Origin of the sequence: Shewanella sp. VB17, assembly GCF_013248905.1 — a bacterium.
Classification (GTDB): Bacteria; Pseudomonadota; Gammaproteobacteria; order Enterobacterales; family Shewanellaceae; genus Shewanella.
Genome location: NZ_JABRVS010000001.1, coordinates 597,556 through 615,289, shown reverse-complemented (window position 1 = coordinate 615,289; position 17,734 = coordinate 597,556). Strand labels below are relative to the sequence as shown.

The following is a 17,734-nucleotide window of genomic DNA, read 5'->3' as shown; positions in this document are numbered from 1 at the left end:
TTTTGTTAATTATACGATTTCATCTAATAATACAAAAATTATTAATTAGTACTCCCTCACTCTCGTTATTAGGTAAAGTTAAACAAAAGACCAACAAAACTACGAGAAATAAGAAATAAAGTTATATTTAAGTTAGCTTACAATTTACTTTAACATGTATTGTGACTTTATTACCATTGAAAAACCAGCCCAATATAAAGTTGTCATTAAAAACCTTCTTAGATTCCAAGGATAACCGACACACTTTGGTATAGATAAGAAGGTCAGTTGCTTATAAGCTTCAGGCTCTCACACAATCCACCAAGGTAACCACAATGGGAAACCAACGTAAGCAACTGACGCTCAAAGAACGGTATCAGATTGAAGCATTTTGTAAACTAGATTTTTCAGCGAGAAAAATGGCTAAAGAGCTTGGCCGTAGTAATAAAACTATTTCAAATGAGTTCATTGACTCCTGCATGAAGGAGTATTGTGCGGAGACTGCACAGCAGCAAATGCAAATACGCCGTAGTGAGGCCGCTAAATACACTAAATGCTCTGCAAGCTTAAAAGAGCACGTCAGGTCGTTGTTAGTATTAGGCTTCAGTCCAGAACAAATAGCAGGACGAATGAAAAAAGAAAAGAGTGCTAACTCTTTGTCATGCAATACTATTTACAACCTCATAAAAAGAGAAAAATGGCACCAATTACTCCCTCGAAAAGGCAAACCTTATAAGAAGCGTAGTGGTGTTGAAGCTGGGGCAAAGCTTATCCCAGAGCGAGTCGATATCAGTGAACGTCCTGCTTGTGTTGATGAAAAAATAGAGATTGGCCATTGGGAAGGTGATACGGTTTATGGGCAAGATGGTTATCTTGTGACCTTAGTTGAACGTGTATCAAAATTACTGGTAACTTGCCGTGTTCCCAATAAAACTAAAAAAGTGGTGACCAGAGCGATTAATAAATTGCTTAAGCCATTTCAAGGAATGTGTAAAACGATAACATTTGATAATGGAGGTGAGTTTGCTGGTCATAAAAAAGTAAGTAAAGCATTAAGTTGTGACATTTATTTTGCAAAACCTTACCACTCATGGGAGAGAGGATTAAATGAAAATACCAACGGTTTGCTTAGGCGTTTCTTCCCCAAAGGAATGGCGATTGGCTCACTATCACACAAAGAGATCAAACAAGCTGAGTTTTTGATTAACATGAGACCCAGAAAGGCATTAGACTATCTGAGTCCGTATGAATATTTAACAGGCAAGCGTGTGTCGTTTATTGCTGAGATCTAGCCTTGACCAATATAAAATGAATCTGAAGTAATCATATATTTCTAACATGAAATGCGTCTAAATCTCAAATTCTGTTAATGATCATAAGGTGAAAGGCTTTTTTGCAATGCTCACATTACAACCACTTTCACAGTAAGATGATGATCATGGTGTCATTCAGGTCAATTTAGTCATCTCATGCCCAATAAATTTAATTCATCTAAGCGCAACCACATTCCCAAGCAATACTATAAACTGAGTGATTATAAATAATATAAGAGCTTAACTAAAAGTTATCGAATATTTAGACTGATAATTATTCAGTATGTCTTTCACACTATTTTTTAGCGTCTCAAACGTGATAAAAGCATGGCAGGATAGCCATTCATATTTGATCTTTTTCCAGAGTATTTCAATGATATTGAGTTCGGGAGAATAAGCAGGTAAATACATAATGACAAGCCCTTTTAGTAACCATTCATAGCACTTTTCTTTAAAACGCTTAGCGCGATGAAATGAAGCATTATCAAGGTAGACAATCGTTAATTTATCAAGACATTTAGTTGATATGAAATGCTCAAAAGCTTCTATAACAACCTCGGTGTTCACTTTACTTTCAGTGGCATGGTAAACAAGTGTTCCTTTTCTACTTAAAAAACCAAGTACATTAAGCCTCTTGCTATGAGAGTATGAAGGCGTCACTAACGGCTCTCCTTTTGGAGACCAAGCGCTGGGTAAGTTTGACTTCTGGCTAAAGCCAGACTCATCAAAATAAAAGAGCTCAATTTCCCCAGCCTCTTCAGCTGTAATGAGGCCAGCTAATGTTTGCTGACAATCTAAAAAGTCTGATTCAGAACGTTGATTTTTCAGGCTATATCTGGCACGTTTATAGCTATAATTGAATTTTTTTTAATGTTCTTTTTATCGTTGATTTACTGACTTTTTTCCTGTTTTTGATGCCATTATCGCCTGAGCTCGTTTAAGTTGATAAGGCTCATCATCGACCGACTCTTTTAACTGTAAGTTTTCAGCTTCATTATAGATTTCTGGTCGTCCAGTTCGCTTACCGTCATAAAGAAAGCTGATCCCCAAATCAAACCATAGATCTATCCATCCAGATACGGTGCTGGGTTTTACCAATAATATTTGGGCAATTTGCTTGAGACTGAATCCATGATAACTACTCAATATTGCATGAGCCCGCGTTCTACAGCGATGTTTAGGATGATTTTTGAATGCTTCTTCCAGCGTAGTGAACTCATGTTCTAACAGTGATCTAACTTGTTTCATATAAAAAATAATGAGTAAATTCAGTAAGTATTTATACGTAAATCGTAATTTTGATGCAAGATTAAAAGTGTAAAAAAATCAGTGTTTAAATAATGTTCTAATTAGTGGTAATTTTATACTCAGGTACTTAGTGATGCTTTAAAGCAACGTGGTCGTATTGATTTTTGGATACATAATAGTATAGAAAATATCTGGTATCACTCTAAAATAATATTCGATGGCACAGGCTATAGCCAAGTGCCCCCCCAATGAGGCTATTCTTATTTGTCATCAAATCAGAGTGATTTTCAAACTTCCTTTCAGGCAAACTGAAGGGGTTATTAACTCCCTTTAATTGTTGATCAGATCAAGATCAATTAACAGGTTACATCGCAATGTCTTTTTCTCATACACCAGAAACGACTATAGCTATCCTATAACTCATGCTATTGTAACCACTATGCTGAATTTTCAATTGCCGTGCTTTAAATTCACAGTTTCTATACAGTGATTATTTTATTAATGGATATATTAGGTGTTCTCATGAATACAAAAGAGTTGAAAAAAAAATATAAAGATATGTTGGAACCTATGGGAGTGTATAGAATATTGAATCAGGAAGAACATCTATACCTGATGGGCTCTAGTAAAAATATTCGAGCTACATTAAATCGTCATCGTACTGAGCTAAAGTTTGGTACACATAGAAACAAAGCTTTACAAGCAGATTGGAATCGATTAGGGAATGAAGCATTTTCTTTTGAAGTTGTGGAATTATTACCTCCCCCCAAGAATACCTCTAATTATGACCCATTAGAGGATTTAAATGAATTATTGGAGTTAATTTTAGAAAGAGGAGAGTATAATCCTGAAAAACGCTATCAAGGTAAATAAAGTAATGAAAACAATAAACAATATTGAAAAATGTAAAATCACAGCAAATAAGTTGAGAAAGATTGTTAGAAATCAGAATGAGGATGAATCTGGGGAGGTTATCCAGTCAATTCTTCAAAGATTTCTGGAAAGTGGAGAATTAAGTCATATAAAAGGTGAATTGAGCCAGATTAAACAACTTCGCTTACTTCCCTTAGTTAAATATCTTAACCTTATTGCTTATGAGGCTGGTTATGAAAATTGGTCTTCAATGAAAAGTAGTATAAAAAAAGATGATGAAATTGGTTTTAGTGAAGAAACAGGATTATATAAGCCTAGGGTAAGTGAGTTCCATTTAAATGTTTGGTGCCGAAATTACGAAGAAGCTAGAGAGTATTTAGATGCTAATAAAGGTTACTATTTATTACAATTTAAAAGTAGTTTCTTTTTAGCTCTGGCACCATACATTATGGATTTAGGGTTAGATCCAAAAGATAAGGATTGGGAAATAATAGATTGGGATTGGGTAAAACCAAAAGATAAGGAAGCTAAAAAACGCTTATTACAAAAGTTGCAACAAGCTTGTTTAAGTGTTGAAAATTAAACTTATCTATACAACTCATTTCGGGTTTAAGGACATGCTTCAAAAGAGGCCTTGTTGCAATGCTATCTAATCAGGTTTTTTGATACCGATTAGTTAGATCGGCAACTTTGAGGCATACCAAACCCAGTTAAACGATTCCCGGTTCTGTCGCAAACAGATGGGATAGTTTATAATATCTCCCTTATTTCTTATATTTACATTTATGCTCATCAATTTTTCTGGCCGACATTTTCCGCAAGATATTATCATGCAAGCTCTTCGTTATTACCTTGCCTATAAACTCAGCTATCGAGAAATTGAAGAGATATTTGCTGAGCGTAATATCCATTTTGATCACTCACCCTGAACCGTTGGGTTATTAAATATGCGCCACAACACGAAGTCGTTTTTAGAAGAAAAAAGCGGAAAGTATCGGGTTATTGGCGGATGGACGAGACCTACATCAAAATAAAAGGCAAGTGGGTTTACTATTATCGAGCCGTTGATAAATTTGGCGCGGTGATTGATTTTTATTTGAGTGAAACCCGCGATGAGCCAGCGGCTCGGGCTTTTTTCGATAAAGCGATAAAGAGTAATGGTGTACCAGATAAAGTCGTCATCGATAAAAGTGGCGCTAATGCTGCGGCCTTAGATACTATCAATATCCGCCTTTGGTTGTCTGGATATATGCTTTTTATGATTGAAGTTTTAGCGGTCAAATATCTCAATAATGTTGTCGAACAAAGTCATCGAAAAGTGAAGGAGAAAGTGCATCAATGTTTAGGTTGGAAGTCCTGGGAAGGGGCTGAGTCGACATTAGCTGGTGTTGAGCTTTGGTCCATGATTAAGTTGGGGCAGATGGACACCACTGCAAACATGATTCCGTGGGAACAATTCTATTCTTTAGCAGACTAATTGTGTCTGAGGAAGTCCGTTCCCTCAATTTATAGCGGCGAATTTTTAGTTTGCGACAGAACAGTATATTATGTCAATGTATAGGTTCAGCGACACACAAGTGTTGTTTCAAGCATAAGTCTGCATAGTGGAATTATAAAATCAACGTCTTAGGAAAATGTTTGCACCATAACCTCACATAAAATATCAGCATAAGTTTACATAAAACCGAAAATAGCCTGCCAATGCGAAACATTGTCTAATCAGCGCAAATGTAAAAGTGTCACTTTATTACAAACTGTAATTGTGCTGTACTCATTGACCTTTGAACCAAAAAACAAACACTATTGCAGCTTAACCTAGATTGGTTCGTATCAATGTACTATTACCTCTATTACTACCAACAATAAAAACTTAGTTGTTCTTCAGATGAAGGTTAATTGCATTTTTATGCATTAATCACTTACAACTTGGAATGCTTAATTTTTCAAAAAACTACGAAAAATAGGTTTATAATGCAAAAAACCACCCCCATTTTCTCTATTATTTCAAGTAAGCATACAGCTTCGATTTAGTGTTACACGAACAAATAATGTGTAGCTGTTATCCTTAGAATCTAAGATTCTTGTTTACCATTTTCGGCATCACCTGCATGTTATTTATGATCATAAATAAAAAGTATTAGCGCTGTTAGTCCTATAGGGGCTAGCGGAACTAAGGCTAAAAGCAAGGCTATGGGTACAGAGTCGAGATCAAAACGTATGAAATATATTGCAACGCCAACCGACACTGGATGAGTGATGAACAGCCCCTGAACGATCTTAGCACCGATACTTTTATTCCATTTTTCATGTCCTGGTAATATGGCAAACATAAGGCAATACCAAGTAAAACAACCAAATAAGAGTGTGACTCCACTTGTAATTTTAAAAAACCATTCCAAATCGTGATTTATCCTATTTTACTAAAAAAATACCTAGTCATTATCCATTCAAAACCTTGAGTTAATGGTTAAAATTCAAACCATCTAGGTAATAGCTATAGTAAAAAAAATGCTAAAATATCTAAGGGTACCTCAAAATGTTTTGATGAATCCCACGACACAATTATGGATATTTTGATAATCTGATTAACCTACCAAGACATATTCATTAATATCATTTTAAGTTTTTTATCTCTACCATTATTGATACACCAAAGCGGTGTTTTATTATCTAATGCTGCAACTTTAGTTGACAGCCAAGTTTCAGGTGACCTCCCTACTTGAGATATCACCATAGCCATCAATGAATCATTTTTAGTAAGGCTTAATATTTTTTCTTTATTACCAAAATATAACCATTTTTTTTCAAATAACTTGGCAAAGCGTTCCCAAGAATTAACATCAAAGTGAATATCACTTTGTTTCATAACTAACCTTCTTTAGCTGCATTATAAGGTCTTTTATCTAAAGAATGATGCTTAAGTTGAAGTTACTTTCATCACTATCTGACTTTTATCATTATCAGATAGCTTTTTCTTCATACGAGCAACAGTTTATGACCTCGACTAACTGGCAATATGTGTCGTAATTATTTTGATTTAACTCCAAATAGAAATCAAGTGTTGCTGCAACCCTTTATTCATCCATACAGCATAAATATATCCCATAAAATCTTCATCCTCATCTATTTCAGGCTTAATAGGTTCAAAGTTAGGAATGCCAGCCCACCATGCTTCATATTCTATTGATACATTTAGCTCATTCAATTCCACCTCAAAAATTGTCGTTTTCTTTATAAAATCATGTGAATATCGAAGAAGAGTATCCTCAGAAGATAAATCCCACTTTTTATCTCCAATCTGCAAGATTAATAAACTATTGAGACTAAATATTGCTACGATGTTTTGCTCTAATAGATGAAAATTTCCTTTCGATTTTTCATCTATATCAGTAACAGGTTTATTAAAAGTGCATGTTGAGCTGTCAAAATCTACCAGCTCACCTTTATCAAATGGTTTAGATAAAATCATAAATTACCTGTTAGCTTCGAAATGCCCGTAAGTATATCCATTGTGTTATTTGGCCTTAAAGCTGCATTAATTACACTCCTTGTAGTCTCTACGATGACATCCTTGTCATCGAAGCTCACTGCCGCATTTGCACCTCTATCAAAAGCAAAGCATCATTTCTCCGATTTAAGCGCTATCCAACCATCGCCGACAATTAGCCGCGCCTTGCCGCCGTTTACGGTCTAAATGTTCGCAATAGGCATCGAGTTCTTGAAGTGTGCCTACTGGCCCTTTAAATAATCGACTAAAATCACTGGTGATTTTCAGCCAATTATCTTGGGGAATATTTAACCTTTCAAGCAGTTGCATCGAAGACTGGCTTATTGCACCGCGCTTATCATCTCGAATAATCCTACCTGTATCATCAACCAATTGCAGATAATCTTGAGCGTTAAACATTAAGCCTTTGGGCATATTCTTGCGTTCGTTGCCTACAAAAGGCAGTAAAGTGCTTGGCTGCTCACCATTTAACGCCGACTTGATTCTGAGTTGAATACTAGTAAAGTCAGATTTTTCAGGTGCTTGTGCCATTTTGGCACGAATGGGATTGAGGTCGACATAAGCCATGCAAGCCAGCACCGCTGCATCATCCAATAGCGCTTGAGACTTAAATCGTCCCTCCCAAAATCTGCCTGTACACTTGTCTTCTTTATTGGCCATCCTAGCAATGGGTTCATTCAATGCTCGCATAAACCAACTGATATCACTTAAGCGACTGCGGTATTCTTTAATACGTTTCTGTAAGATTTTTTCTTGATATTTTTCAATGATTTTGTCTGCAATAAAGTCACTGTTTAAATCATCACCTTTAAAGATTTTTTGCCATTGCATGACCACTTCAACATCTGACCAAGCATCAAGCAGCGCTACATCAACCCGTAACACAAGATGTAAATGATTGCTCATCACGGCATAAGCGCACACATCTATTGCAAAAACAGCTGCAAGTTCAAGGAGTCTAGACTCAACCCAATCTCGCCTATGCTCATAAGATTGATGCGTATAATTATCAATTCCGCACAAAAAAGCCCTTCTAACACAGCGGGATACACAGTGATAGAAGGGCGTGTCTTCCAAGCTTACTAATGACTTTCTAGGCGTCGGCATAACCCCAACCTCAACAACAAAACCCACTCTATAAAGCCTAGTTAAGAAGTGGTAATTAATCCACTATCTTGGGTGTCTTGATAATTTGCTTTCTTGATAATTTGCTTGGTGTCTTGATAATTTGCTTAAACTTAAATTTTATCATAATTTTGATTAAATTCCCTTCCAACATCTCGCTGGGCCTGAGTACTAGAATGCTGTAGGCTATTAAATAAAATAGAAAAGCAACCGTCATCTTGAGAAATTAGTTCTTCTTCAGAGACAAATGGAAATTGTAAAAAAGACGCAAATTCTGGCGTATAATTTGGGTCATTATTTAAAAAATATGATTTCCACTCATAATATAGATTCATTACTTCTAATAAAAATAAACCTTTATGGCGCAATAACCTTATTGGAAAATATGACAACAAAGGAAACTCATCATTCAACAATTTAGCTAATGGCATAATCAAAGACAGTACCTGCCTAATCTCTTCTGGATCCATGGCAGGACCAAAATTCTTATTAGGATGATCAGACAACTCAGGCGGGCAGCTATCTAAAAATTCATCTAATTTAACATGAATAGCTCTACATATTGATAAAATATCTTCCACATTTTCGGGAGCAACTTCATCAATATCAGGCTCACCATACTTTAATATACCATCAATAGATAATACTAATGCTTCAATCGAGTTCCTAAATGGATAATACAACATATGCTAACCTTTTACTTTTCCATCAATGATCATATCATTAAAATAATTTAACTCGGATTTACTAACACCGAGATTCCATAGCCCCGCATCATCTCCTTCACCACGTTGCTCTATTTTATTACCACTTTCATCGGTCTTAAACTTACCATTTTTAGCCCCCAAGCCTTCAGTATTATATACTGTTCTCTGACTACCAACTTGTCCAGTTAAAGTACTAGCCGATTGATTAGAGCTTGCTCCGTGCTGTTTAATTACTTGACCACGAAACTCTGAGTATTTCTTAGCATCTAGGCTATATTCAACGATCACTTGATCACCTGAAGATGCTTTATTTACAAACACATTTGTTTTCTCGTAATCTTCTGATAAATAAGTTCTATTTTGTTTAGAGTAACGCTTATCAGGAGCCAGTAGTTTAGGTTTTCCTGTATTCAAACTTTTCTCAGCTTCTATTACAGACATTTTTCTATTAACTTTAACAGTTCCATTTGAAGCATCGTAATTAATCCCTTCTGGAAAAGACTGTAATAAAGGGTCTTCATTCCCTTTGCTATTTTTCGGATGCCCTGCCAGCCCCAGTGGATCCACCCATTCCATGGGGTTATGCACATACGCTTGCGGCCTTATCCCACCTGCCATACCTATGGGATCTGGCGTCAGATATTGACAGCTATCAGGATCATAATATCTGTGTCTATTGTAGTAAAGTCCAGTCTCTTGATCATACACTTGGCCCTGATAACGTAAGTCACAATTAACTGGATCGTTGGCCGCTTGCTCCATCGATAACCTGATGGCTCTGTTACTTAGCTGTGAACTTAGGCTTTCACTATTGCAATGACTTTTATGCTCGCCCCACAAGGTTTGCTGGCCGCGCCATTCGATGTGCCCGTCTTCGGTGCACAGCTCCCGCGCCGTTCCTGCATGGTCATTGATAATATAATGCAGCTGCGGCTCTAAGTCTGCTTGAGTTTCATTGGTTTGTTTAACTACTCGTTGCGCTAATGGCCTAAATGAATCCGGCTCATAGATCCATTGGGTAGTATCATAAAGCGTGCCATCGGCGTAACGTTTTTGTTGCTCGATGAGGTTGTCACCGTCCCACAAATAATGGATATTTGTCGCTTGGGCTTCTCTGACCGCTTGCGCCTCATTTCGCGGCTGCTTTATTTTCGCCACTCTGCGGCCAAAGGCATCGTATTGATAAGCCCAGGTATCACCATTTGGCAATATCGCTTTGATTAACCTATCTTCCTCATCCCACAGGTATTGGCTTATTTGCGGCCTAAAACCTTTCTTTTGGGTGATTTTTTCACACACGCGGCCACACACATCATAACGGTAAGTGTGATTGCCTAAGGTCTCGACCCGCCCGCCTTTTTGGTACTTAAGCTGTTTTTCCAGCCGCTTGGCGCTAAAGTCCAATACATTGTTTGTTGAGTGACGGTTTGTTGATTGGCCAGCTTTGCCCTGTAAGCCTCCATCAAACGTCAGCTGACTCACCTCAGTTAAATTTTGCTCTGAGTCATAGTCAAACTGCTTGATTTGCGCTGGGACGTGACTCCATGCTTGCTGCTGTTTATGGTGAGTGATTTGGCCGTTGGCGTTATGCTTAAACTGACTCTTGCCCCAATGGGATTCATCAATTTCGCTTATTCGCGCTAAAGCATCATATTGATAACGGCGCTGTAATGTATGATAACCTTGAGGCTTACTCGGCCCGCGTTGATGAGACTCAAACTGGGTTGCACCGCCAAGCCCTGCATGCTGACCATTAACCTCTGTTAACTGCTGACTGAGTAAATCGCCACCTAAGCTCCACTCTTGCGCCAATTCAAAGCCTTGACCATTACTGCGCAGGGTCTCAAAACCATCTGTATTATGCTGAAATTGCAGCGCGGAATGTTCAGCAATTTGCAGCGCACGTAATTGCCCTTGCTGATAATCAAGTTGCACTTGATAAGGTTCAAAGGCAGTCTTATCAGCATCGCTCGTCAATACGTGACTACGTTGACCTGAGCCATGGTATTCACTCAAGATCACTTGGCCATTAATACATTCACTGATGCGGCGGCCACTGAGATCGTATTCATATTCGACCACCACTGGCTCACTGCGGCAATCGTCACTGGTCGCCTTGATGAGCTGCGAAGCCATATCGTATTCAAAGAAAGTATTACTGGCCACGATGTAGCGCGGCTTACTGCCTTTTTGTTTCGCTAATGACGCGGCAATAGGATCTGATGCACTCACATGTTCAACGGGCTTAAAGGCTTGCTTTTGAATCAAACGTCCGAGGTCATCATAATAAAAACAGAGCTGGGCGCCATCTGGAGTTGTGCGGGCACTGACACGTCCAAGAGCGTCATAATCAAATAGGGTGACGCGGCCATCATAATGCGTTTCTTTAATGATTTGTCCTGCGCTATTGTAATGATAACGCCATTGATGGCGCTGACTGTTGACCACGCCTTCAAATTGCCCCTCCTTGTTATACTTATACTCAGTGGTATGCCCGAGCGGATCCGTACTCTCGATTAAGCTATCAAACGCCCCATAACGATAGCCATATACCTGACCTAAAGGATCCACTACCTTGGTGAGATTACCCTCAATGTCATAATCAAAGTGTTGCTGACTGCCATCTTCAAACACCACATAACTAGGATGCAAAGCGGTATCAGCATAATGCCAACGACGCACCAATGGCTTAGGCCTAGATGCAGATATAGCCCCTGCTACACTGTCTTGCTCAGCATCGCCGTTTGAAACATGAGTGATGCGCTCCGCTAAACGCCCTAAGGGATCATATTTAAAACTGATTTTGTCCCCAAGCGGCGGCGTTATCTGACCAATATGCCCCTGCTCGGTATAGGTAAACCCCGTTTGTAGCCCATCGGGACTCATGCGAATAGTCAGCTGGCCGCGTTCGTTGTACTCATAATGCCAAGCACGCGCTAAGGGGTCTTGCGCCTTAATTAGATTTTGATTGCTATCGTATTCATATTGCCACTGCGCCCCTAACGGATTAGTCACGCTAAGCAATAGGCCATCGTCATCATAATCATACGCTTGGACACTGCCATCGGGGGAGGTAATGCTGCTAACTTGCCCCCAATCATCATAACTATATTGAGTGCGCTCACCGAGGGCATTGACCTCAGCGATTAACTGGTTATCTTGCCATGTTGATAACGTCACATTACCATTGGCATCGATATGCTTAATGATGTTATTACGTTCATCACGATAAAAGCATTGAACGCCTTGATGAGGACTCTTATAAAAAATAATATTTTCGTCATCATCATAACGGGTTTGATCTTGCCAGCTACCATTACTGGCGCGGGTGCTTAACGCTCGGCCTTGCTCATCATAGGTATGCTCGACCCAAGTTTCGCTTAAATCTGACCAACGCAGTAAGTTATCGTTAACATCGTATTGATAATCGAAATTATGCCCCGCATCACCGCGTACCTGAGTTAATTGACCATGACGATTATAGTTAAATGTCGTCAAGGTTTTTAGCGGCCTTCGCTGCGCATCACACAAGGTGAGTGCCATCATGCGGCCGCGCTGCAAGTCAACACGAATACGCTGCTTATCATCGCTCAATAAAATCCACTTGAGCTTAGTGCGCTCATAAAGAAAATGCAGCCGATTACCTTGATTGTCGATCATGTCGGTGAGTAGTAACTGACTTTGACCGCTGCTCTCTTGATGCGTGTCTTGCGCTTTGTCACTCACATGGCTGGACTGAGTAAAACCACTGTGATTAAACCCGAGATAAGTACCATCAAGATGGCGCATATACAAAGCGCCGTCATGACGCTCTAAGCGCCAACTGGGCATATGTGCAGCGCGTTGGCTCTCTCCCTCTTGAGGCAAGGCATAATGCGCCTTCGCCCCTTTATCGTTAGTAAAAATGGCGATGCCATCCTCAAGAGTGAGGCTCACATCCCATGAGCTGCGCCACGTTCGGCCCAATAGGCCACTAATCTTGTCACTGCCTGAATGATAAAAACGCGTATGACTGAGTGCAATAAGCCCTTGTAAACTAAAATCAGTACGCCACTCCACCACGTTACCCGTGGCCATATCAATCGGCTCCCCCTCACATTTTTTCGCTTTCTCTGCAGGCTGCCCATTATTTAAATTTTTGCTTTTCTCGCCATTGATCAGCACTTGGCCGTTATTATTGGCGATGTCATCTTTACCCGCATTAACCGGCTCTATAGGGTTATTGGTGCCTTTAGGACGTGGGCTGCCGGTGAGTTTAGTGAACACTTTATCGATAAACTCTGCCACTTTATCTGAGATCCAAGCTATCATTTCATCGATTTTATCTGCGAGCATTTGCATGGATTTAATCATGCCATCGAAGCCATCTTTAAGTAGCCTCACTATCCAGTTACTCTTGGCGGCATTCGCTAATGCTTGCTTAAGGCCGGCAATAATTTGCTTAAGTAAGTCGAGTGCCTTGTTACCGTATTCTTTAATGCTGCTGGCAAAGCCCGTTAAGTACTTAACCAAATTGCCGTTTGATAGACTGCGCAGCATTTTAATGCCTGCTTGAATGGATTTTGAATCGCTCTTTTTAAGGGCATCAATCACCACATTGCCGGTTTTCTTAAGGGCATCGCCCAAACCAGGCACAAAGCCAACAATCGCTAACGAGCCTAGCGCCCAATGCCACGGGTCGCTGCGGCTACCTTCTTCGCTGTAAGTCGTCCAGCCCCACTTGCCGACATCATACAAATCGATAGCTTGGCCCACCACAGGCACAAAACCTAAGGCGATTTCACAAAATAGCAAGATAGATGCGTTGTCATTAGCGTCACTGCTCACCTCAGCGGGCAAGCTGGTATGGATCTTATTGACCGCTTTTCTCAATGCCACCGAGCCATCATTAATTTGCTCATTAAGCTCCCAAAAACGCTCATAAGCAGGCTCATAGTCATCGGGGATATTTAATAATATGCTGCTATCGTCGACATCAACCTTGCTGTCACTACTGTCATCGGCATCATAAACCAGATAGCCCTTGTCTCTTAAAATCACAAACAGGCTAAAATATTCCCCCGCAATGGCGGCATACTCTGGATTCGCTTGTAGCACAGGATTGTTGATTTTAGTTTCAGGGGCGCTAAATTCATCACTTCCTTCTTCAAGCAATAATTCAAAACTGCCACACCCCATGTCTTGGATTAAACACAGGCCTTTGTCATCTGTTTTACCTTCAATCTTGGCGCTATTACTGTCGGTTAACACAAAAGAGGCGTTCGGCACAGGTTTGCCGTCATCATAGTGATAGTGGATTAACGCAGTACAGCCACATTCAACGCAGCCACCGGATAAAATATTATCTGTGGTAAAGTTTTGTTTTGCCGCCTCTGAGCTGGAAATTAATTCGGCTTTTCTATTTTGATTATCAGTGCCCATGATGACTCGTTTCCCTTCGAATATGACTCGCTAATGTATTCACTATGTTGTCAGTAGTTGATCTCAATATATTGCGCTAGCCTAATTCAGCGAGTGCCGCTTTATGCAGTTTATCCATTTTGGTCTCACTTCCTTTTATTACGTCATGTTTCAACACCGTTTGTGCCCATGGCTCATTAACGAATACATCACCAAAAATGACAGACAAACTCAAAAATCTCACCTTATCTTGAGAGTTGTTAAACCCATAAGAAATCGCCACATTCGTTTGCTGCTCAATAAATTGCTGCATCTTCTCGTCTGACCAATGTAAAGTTTCTGCATGCTGACTATTTAAATGCGCTTGATATTGTTGATGATGAGTATTCACTACCACTTGGCTAAGCGCGGTATGTTGTTGTTCACTAAACACTTGCGGAGAACGATGCACAGGACTGAATTTAGGATCTTTATGTACAAGAGACAGAGACTGAAATTCAGCATTTTCGTCGTTTTTTTCGGCATCTACAAGGGTATAAGCGAGTTGTGTAATAGGACCAAGTAAAGCTTGAGTTTGCTGTAATGTACTCGCTGACAATAAGGTTTGCATCACCAAAAAGTCACTAATCCTAAAGGTTTGGTTATTACCATCAGGCATGCTCACTAAAGTCCACTCTCGCAGATGTCTTATCAGTGCTAATTGTTGTTGATAGCGTGAGAAGTCTGACATGCTTGGCGATAAAAAGACTATCAAGCCCCATCCTTCTTGCACCATAAGCAAGCTTTTCAACTGCGGCCAGTTGTCTTGGGTAATAGGAAAACAATAAGGAGAAATAAATGGATTTTTATCCGCCATATCCCCCCAATATAAGCGGGTTAATGTATCATCACCGTATTGAGCTGCTATATCGGGAACCCGATCATTAAGCACAGATTCCGCCAATACAAATGCACTTTGCTGCTCAATTTTTTTGAGAAAATCTATCTCTGAATACTTTTCAGAATCAATATAATCAGGAAAGCTCAGCGACATATTAATTTTCATCCTCAAGGTAACACCAAGCCAATTGTGCCAATGGCACGGTGATTTTAAACATTTGTCCCTCTTGATCTGCCGCCTCGATAAATAAACTCAGCGCTTCATCAGTCATAAAACGGTAGATCTGAGTTAATAACGGCTGACTTGTATAACCCTTCCAAGTATTCTCCTCCTTGACTTCCACCTTAATCACTTCATCAAGTTGGGTATGAATACGCAGCAAGCCCGTTCCCTCGATAAATGTTTGATCAAACACATCACATAGTGTTCCAGTGCATTCAAGTAATAACACTTGAGGCTCAAATGTTGAGCTTGTGATGGTTAAATCAGGAAAATTATTACTCCCTAATACCTCTAATGAGAACGCCTCAAAGTTGTCCATGTTATTACTCCTTATATTAAAATCTTATTTACTTTTTTAATAAGCTTACTTAAGCGCCATCGCTATGACTTGAGTCATTACTGGGTTCTTTACCTGAGACAGGCGTTTCACCTTCAGCGGGCTTAGCGGATACCTTGTTATCGAAGCGTGCCAGCCAATCAACGTAAGTTTTTGCACTAAAAGTGCCATCCTCACCTTTAAAATGATGCACGTTGTAACGCTCTTTACTTCTTATCGGTAATAATGTGCTACCTAATTGATAATAGCTATCGGGAATATGCTGTAATGCCGGCATATCTGCCGCTTGCAGCATATACACCTCTCCAGCTTGATAGGCTGTCAAGCTTTGCACGCCCTTAAGCGCATCGAGGCCGCCGACTTGAGCCAGATAATCTTGATGCAAAAACGTAAGCCAATTAATGCCCTTGATCCCTTGCTGCAAATTTAGACCATGGCGAATATGATTATTGATGTCCAGCCCGGGAAATTGCTGACTCCAGCTGTACTCGACAGGCTCATGTTGATAGTCATCGAAATGATTATGGGTGGTCGCCAAACTTGCCAAACCGTGCAAAGGTTGCAGCTCTGCGAGCCAACGCAATAACACATCTTGTAAGGTTTCGGGCCAATCGGCAAAGAAGGTGAGCGGAAAATTAATCGTCAGCCAAGACAGATCACCTTGCTTATCTTCTCTGGTAGCATTGGCTAAAATATTAAAGCGAATATCGCTGGCATCGCGATGGTGCTCGCCGCCATGGTAAATAAACTCCCACGGCTCATCACCTAAGGTGGGCAGCCAATCATGGGGGCTGGTATAGGCCTTGCTAATATCGGGGTGCTTGTGCAGGTTCTTCCAAGCGCCTGTTTGCGGGTTAGTGGTCCAATTAAGCTTACCCGCCATCATGGTTTGATAATCAGTTAAAATATTGAGCACAGCTTGACGTTTTTCAGGCGAGTTGGCGTCTCGAAAATAAAAGCTCACGTTTAAGCAAGTGCTCATTAGCACTGTATCTGTTTCTGGACACACTATGTCTTCAAAGTAGGATAAGTCTTCAAAGTAGGATAACTCTTCGCGATCGGCTATTGCAGGCTTAATAGGCATTGGCTTAAGCGCCATTGCTATGACTTGAGTCATTACTGGGTTCTTTACCTAAGACAGGCGTTTCACCTTCAATGGGCTTAGCGGATACCTCTTTATCGAAGCGTGCCAACCACTCAAAGTATCCCTTACCACTGAAAGTGCCATCCTCACCTTTAAAATGGTGGATGTTATAAAGCTCAGTGTTTCTAATTGGCTTTAAGACTGCTCCTAATTGATAATAAGTCTCGGGAATATGCTGTAATGCCGGCATATTTGCCGCTTGCAGCATATACACCTCTCCTGCTTGATAGGCCGTTAAGCCTTGCACTCCCTTAAGCGCATCGAGGCCGCCCACTTGAGCCAGATAATCTTGATGCACAAAGGTGAGCCAATTGATGCCCTTGATCCCTTGCTGCAAATACAGACCATGATCAATATGACCACTGATGTCCAACCCGGGGAATTGCTGACTCCAGTTATACTCAACAGGCTCATGTTGATAGTCTTTAAAATGATTGTGGGTGGTCGCCAAACTTGCTAAACCGTGCAAAGGTTGCAGCTCAGCAAGCCAGCGCAGTAACACATCTTGTAAGCTCTCAGGCCAATCAGCAAAGAAGGTCAGCGGAAAATTAATCGTCAGCCAAGACAAATGGCCTTTATTATCTTCCCAAGCGGCATTGGCTAAAATATTAAAGCGAATATCGCTGGCATCGCGGTGATGCTCACCGCCATGGTAAATAAATTCCCACGGCTCATCAGGCAAACTGAGCAGCCAATCATGGGGGCTGGTATAGGCCTTTTTACGCAAGTTCTTCCACGCGCCCGTTTGCGGGTTGGTGGTCCAATTAAGCTTATCTGCCATCATGGTTTGATAATCGCTTAAAATATTGAGCACAGCTTGGCGCTTTTCAGGTGAGTTGGCATCTCGAAAATAAAAGCTCACGTTTAAGCAAGTGCTCATTAGCACTGTGCCTGTTTCTGGACACACTAAGCGCAGCTGCTCTTCTAGTGAGCTGTCAGTTTGATTGTTAAGATTCATCTTTATTCACTTACCTTGTAAATTGTTATATTTGCCTGCC

14 protein-coding genes and 1 pseudogene are annotated in these 17,734 nt (G+C 40.2%); 4 read left to right on the top strand and 11 right to left on the bottom strand.

Annotation, left to right across the window (positions count from 1 at the left end; translation table 11 throughout):
- Window positions 1-314 precede the first annotated feature (314 nt).
- Window positions 315-1,271 (top strand): IS30 family transposase, encoded by a 957-nt coding sequence (locus HQQ94_RS02795; protein WP_173292984.1) that lies wholly within the window; start codon window positions 315-317, stop codon window positions 1,269-1,271.
- 261 nt (window positions 1,272-1,532) lie between these two features.
- Here HQQ94_RS02795 and HQQ94_RS02790 read toward each other — a convergent pair.
- Window positions 1,533-2,540, bottom strand: a pseudogene (locus HQQ94_RS02790) (IS630 family transposase).
- A 522-nt stretch (window positions 2,541-3,062) separates the two neighbouring features.
- Between HQQ94_RS02790 and HQQ94_RS02780 the strand changes: the two are divergent.
- The 3 genes from HQQ94_RS02780 (at window position 3,063) to HQQ94_RS02770 (ending at window position 4,890) form a co-directional block, all read left to right on the top strand.
- Window positions 3,063-3,413, top strand: a complete 351-nt coding sequence (locus HQQ94_RS02780; RefSeq protein ID WP_173292982.1) for a GIY-YIG nuclease family protein — start codon at window positions 3,063-3,065, stop codon at window positions 3,411-3,413.
- Between the two features lie 4 nt (window positions 3,414-3,417).
- Window positions 3,418-3,996, top strand: coding sequence for a hypothetical protein (locus HQQ94_RS02775; protein WP_173292981.1), 579 nt, complete (start codon window positions 3,418-3,420; stop codon window positions 3,994-3,996).
- A 202-nt stretch (window positions 3,997-4,198) separates the two neighbouring features.
- Window positions 4,199-4,890 (top strand): IS6 family transposase gene (locus HQQ94_RS02770; protein WP_254303984.1). Its coding sequence is split into 2 segments (ribosomal slippage): window positions 4,199-4,334 and window positions 4,334-4,890, totalling 693 coding nucleotides; the frame shifts between segments, so codons are not numbered across the junction.
- Between the two features lie 634 nt (window positions 4,891-5,524).
- Here the strand turns inward: HQQ94_RS02770 and HQQ94_RS02765 are convergent.
- The 10 genes from HQQ94_RS02765 to HQQ94_RS02720 all read right to left on the bottom strand — a co-directional run bounded on the left by HQQ94_RS02765 (window position 5,525) and on the right by HQQ94_RS02720 (window position 17,694).
- Window positions 5,525-5,743, bottom strand: coding sequence for a hypothetical protein (locus HQQ94_RS02765; RefSeq protein WP_173292980.1), 219 nt, complete (start codon window positions 5,741-5,743; stop codon window positions 5,525-5,527).
- A gap of 260 nt (window positions 5,744-6,003) precedes the next feature.
- Window positions 6,004-6,279: a hypothetical protein gene (locus HQQ94_RS02760; protein ID WP_173292979.1), complete on the bottom strand. Its 276-nt coding sequence runs from the start codon at window positions 6,277-6,279 to the stop codon at window positions 6,004-6,006.
- A gap of 171 nt (window positions 6,280-6,450) precedes the next feature.
- Entirely contained in the window at window positions 6,451-6,882 is a 432-nt protein-coding gene (locus HQQ94_RS02755; RefSeq protein ID WP_173292978.1) for a hypothetical protein, read from the bottom strand.
- Window positions 6,883-7,047: 165 nt separating this feature from the next.
- Window positions 7,048-8,028: a transposase gene (locus HQQ94_RS02750; RefSeq protein WP_173292977.1), complete on the bottom strand. Its 981-nt coding sequence runs from the start codon at window positions 8,026-8,028 to the stop codon at window positions 7,048-7,050.
- A 131-nt stretch (window positions 8,029-8,159) separates the two neighbouring features.
- Window positions 8,160-8,732 carry a hypothetical protein gene (locus HQQ94_RS02745; RefSeq protein ID WP_173292976.1) on the bottom strand — a complete coding sequence of 191 codons (573 nt, stop codon included), beginning with the start codon at window positions 8,730-8,732 and terminating at the stop codon, window positions 8,160-8,162.
- 3 nt (window positions 8,733-8,735) lie between these two features.
- Entirely contained in the window at window positions 8,736-14,174 is a 5,439-nt protein-coding gene (locus tag HQQ94_RS02740; RefSeq protein WP_173292975.1) for an RHS repeat-associated core domain-containing protein, read from the bottom strand.
- Between the two features lie 76 nt (window positions 14,175-14,250).
- A complete protein-coding gene (locus HQQ94_RS02735; RefSeq protein WP_173292974.1) occupies window positions 14,251-15,186 on the bottom strand; it encodes a DUF4123 domain-containing protein in 936 nt (311 codons plus the stop codon).
- Between the two features lies 1 nt (window position 15,187).
- Window positions 15,188-15,574: a hypothetical protein gene (locus HQQ94_RS02730; protein WP_173292973.1), complete on the bottom strand. Its 387-nt coding sequence runs from the start codon at window positions 15,572-15,574 to the stop codon at window positions 15,188-15,190.
- A gap of 49 nt (window positions 15,575-15,623) precedes the next feature.
- Window positions 15,624-16,709, bottom strand: coding sequence for a type VI immunity family protein (locus HQQ94_RS02725; RefSeq protein WP_173292972.1), 1,086 nt, complete (start codon window positions 16,707-16,709; stop codon window positions 15,624-15,626).
- On the bottom strand, window positions 16,681-17,694 hold the full coding sequence (locus HQQ94_RS02720; protein ID WP_173292971.1) for a type VI immunity family protein: 1,014 nt from the start codon (window positions 17,692-17,694) through the stop codon (window positions 16,681-16,683). The genes HQQ94_RS02725 and HQQ94_RS02720 overlap by 29 nt, the downstream gene beginning before the upstream one ends.
- Window positions 17,695-17,734 lie beyond the last annotated feature (40 nt).

Excerpts from the sequence above, each read along its gene's own strand:
- HQQ94_RS02795 (WP_173292984.1), top strand. The coding sequence starts at position 315 with ATGGGAAACCAACGTAAGCAACTGACGCTCAAAGAACGGTATCAGATT.
- HQQ94_RS02780 (WP_173292982.1), top strand. The coding sequence starts at position 3,063 with ATGAATACAAAAGAGTTGAAAAAAAAATATAAAGATATGTTGGAACCT.
- HQQ94_RS02775 (WP_173292981.1), top strand. The coding sequence starts at position 3,418 with ATGAAAACAATAAACAATATTGAAAAATGTAAAATCACAGCAAATAAG.
- HQQ94_RS02765 (WP_173292980.1), bottom strand. The coding sequence starts at position 5,743 with ATGTTTGCCATATTACCAGGACATGAAAAATGGAATAAAAGTATCGGT.
- HQQ94_RS02760 (WP_173292979.1), bottom strand. The coding sequence starts at position 6,279 with ATGAAACAAAGTGATATTCACTTTGATGTTAATTCTTGGGAACGCTTT.
- HQQ94_RS02755 (WP_173292978.1), bottom strand. The coding sequence starts at position 6,882 with ATGATTTTATCTAAACCATTTGATAAAGGTGAGCTGGTAGATTTTGAC.
- HQQ94_RS02750 (WP_173292977.1), bottom strand. The coding sequence starts at position 8,028 with ATGCCGACGCCTAGAAAGTCATTAGTAAGCTTGGAAGACACGCCCTTC.
- HQQ94_RS02745 (WP_173292976.1), bottom strand. The coding sequence starts at position 8,732 with ATGTTGTATTATCCATTTAGGAACTCGATTGAAGCATTAGTATTATCT.
- HQQ94_RS02740 (WP_173292975.1), bottom strand. The coding sequence starts at position 14,174 with ATGGGCACTGATAATCAAAATAGAAAAGCCGAATTAATTTCCAGCTCA.
- HQQ94_RS02735 (WP_173292974.1), bottom strand. The coding sequence starts at position 15,186 with ATGTCGCTGAGCTTTCCTGATTATATTGATTCTGAAAAGTATTCAGAG.
- HQQ94_RS02730 (WP_173292973.1), bottom strand. The coding sequence starts at position 15,574 with ATGGACAACTTTGAGGCGTTCTCATTAGAGGTATTAGGGAGTAATAAT.
- HQQ94_RS02725 (WP_173292972.1), bottom strand. The coding sequence starts at position 16,709 with ATGACTCAAGTCATAGCAATGGCGCTTAAGCCAATGCCTATTAAGCCT.
- HQQ94_RS02720 (WP_173292971.1), bottom strand. The coding sequence starts at position 17,694 with ATGAATCTTAACAATCAAACTGACAGCTCACTAGAAGAGCAGCTGCGC.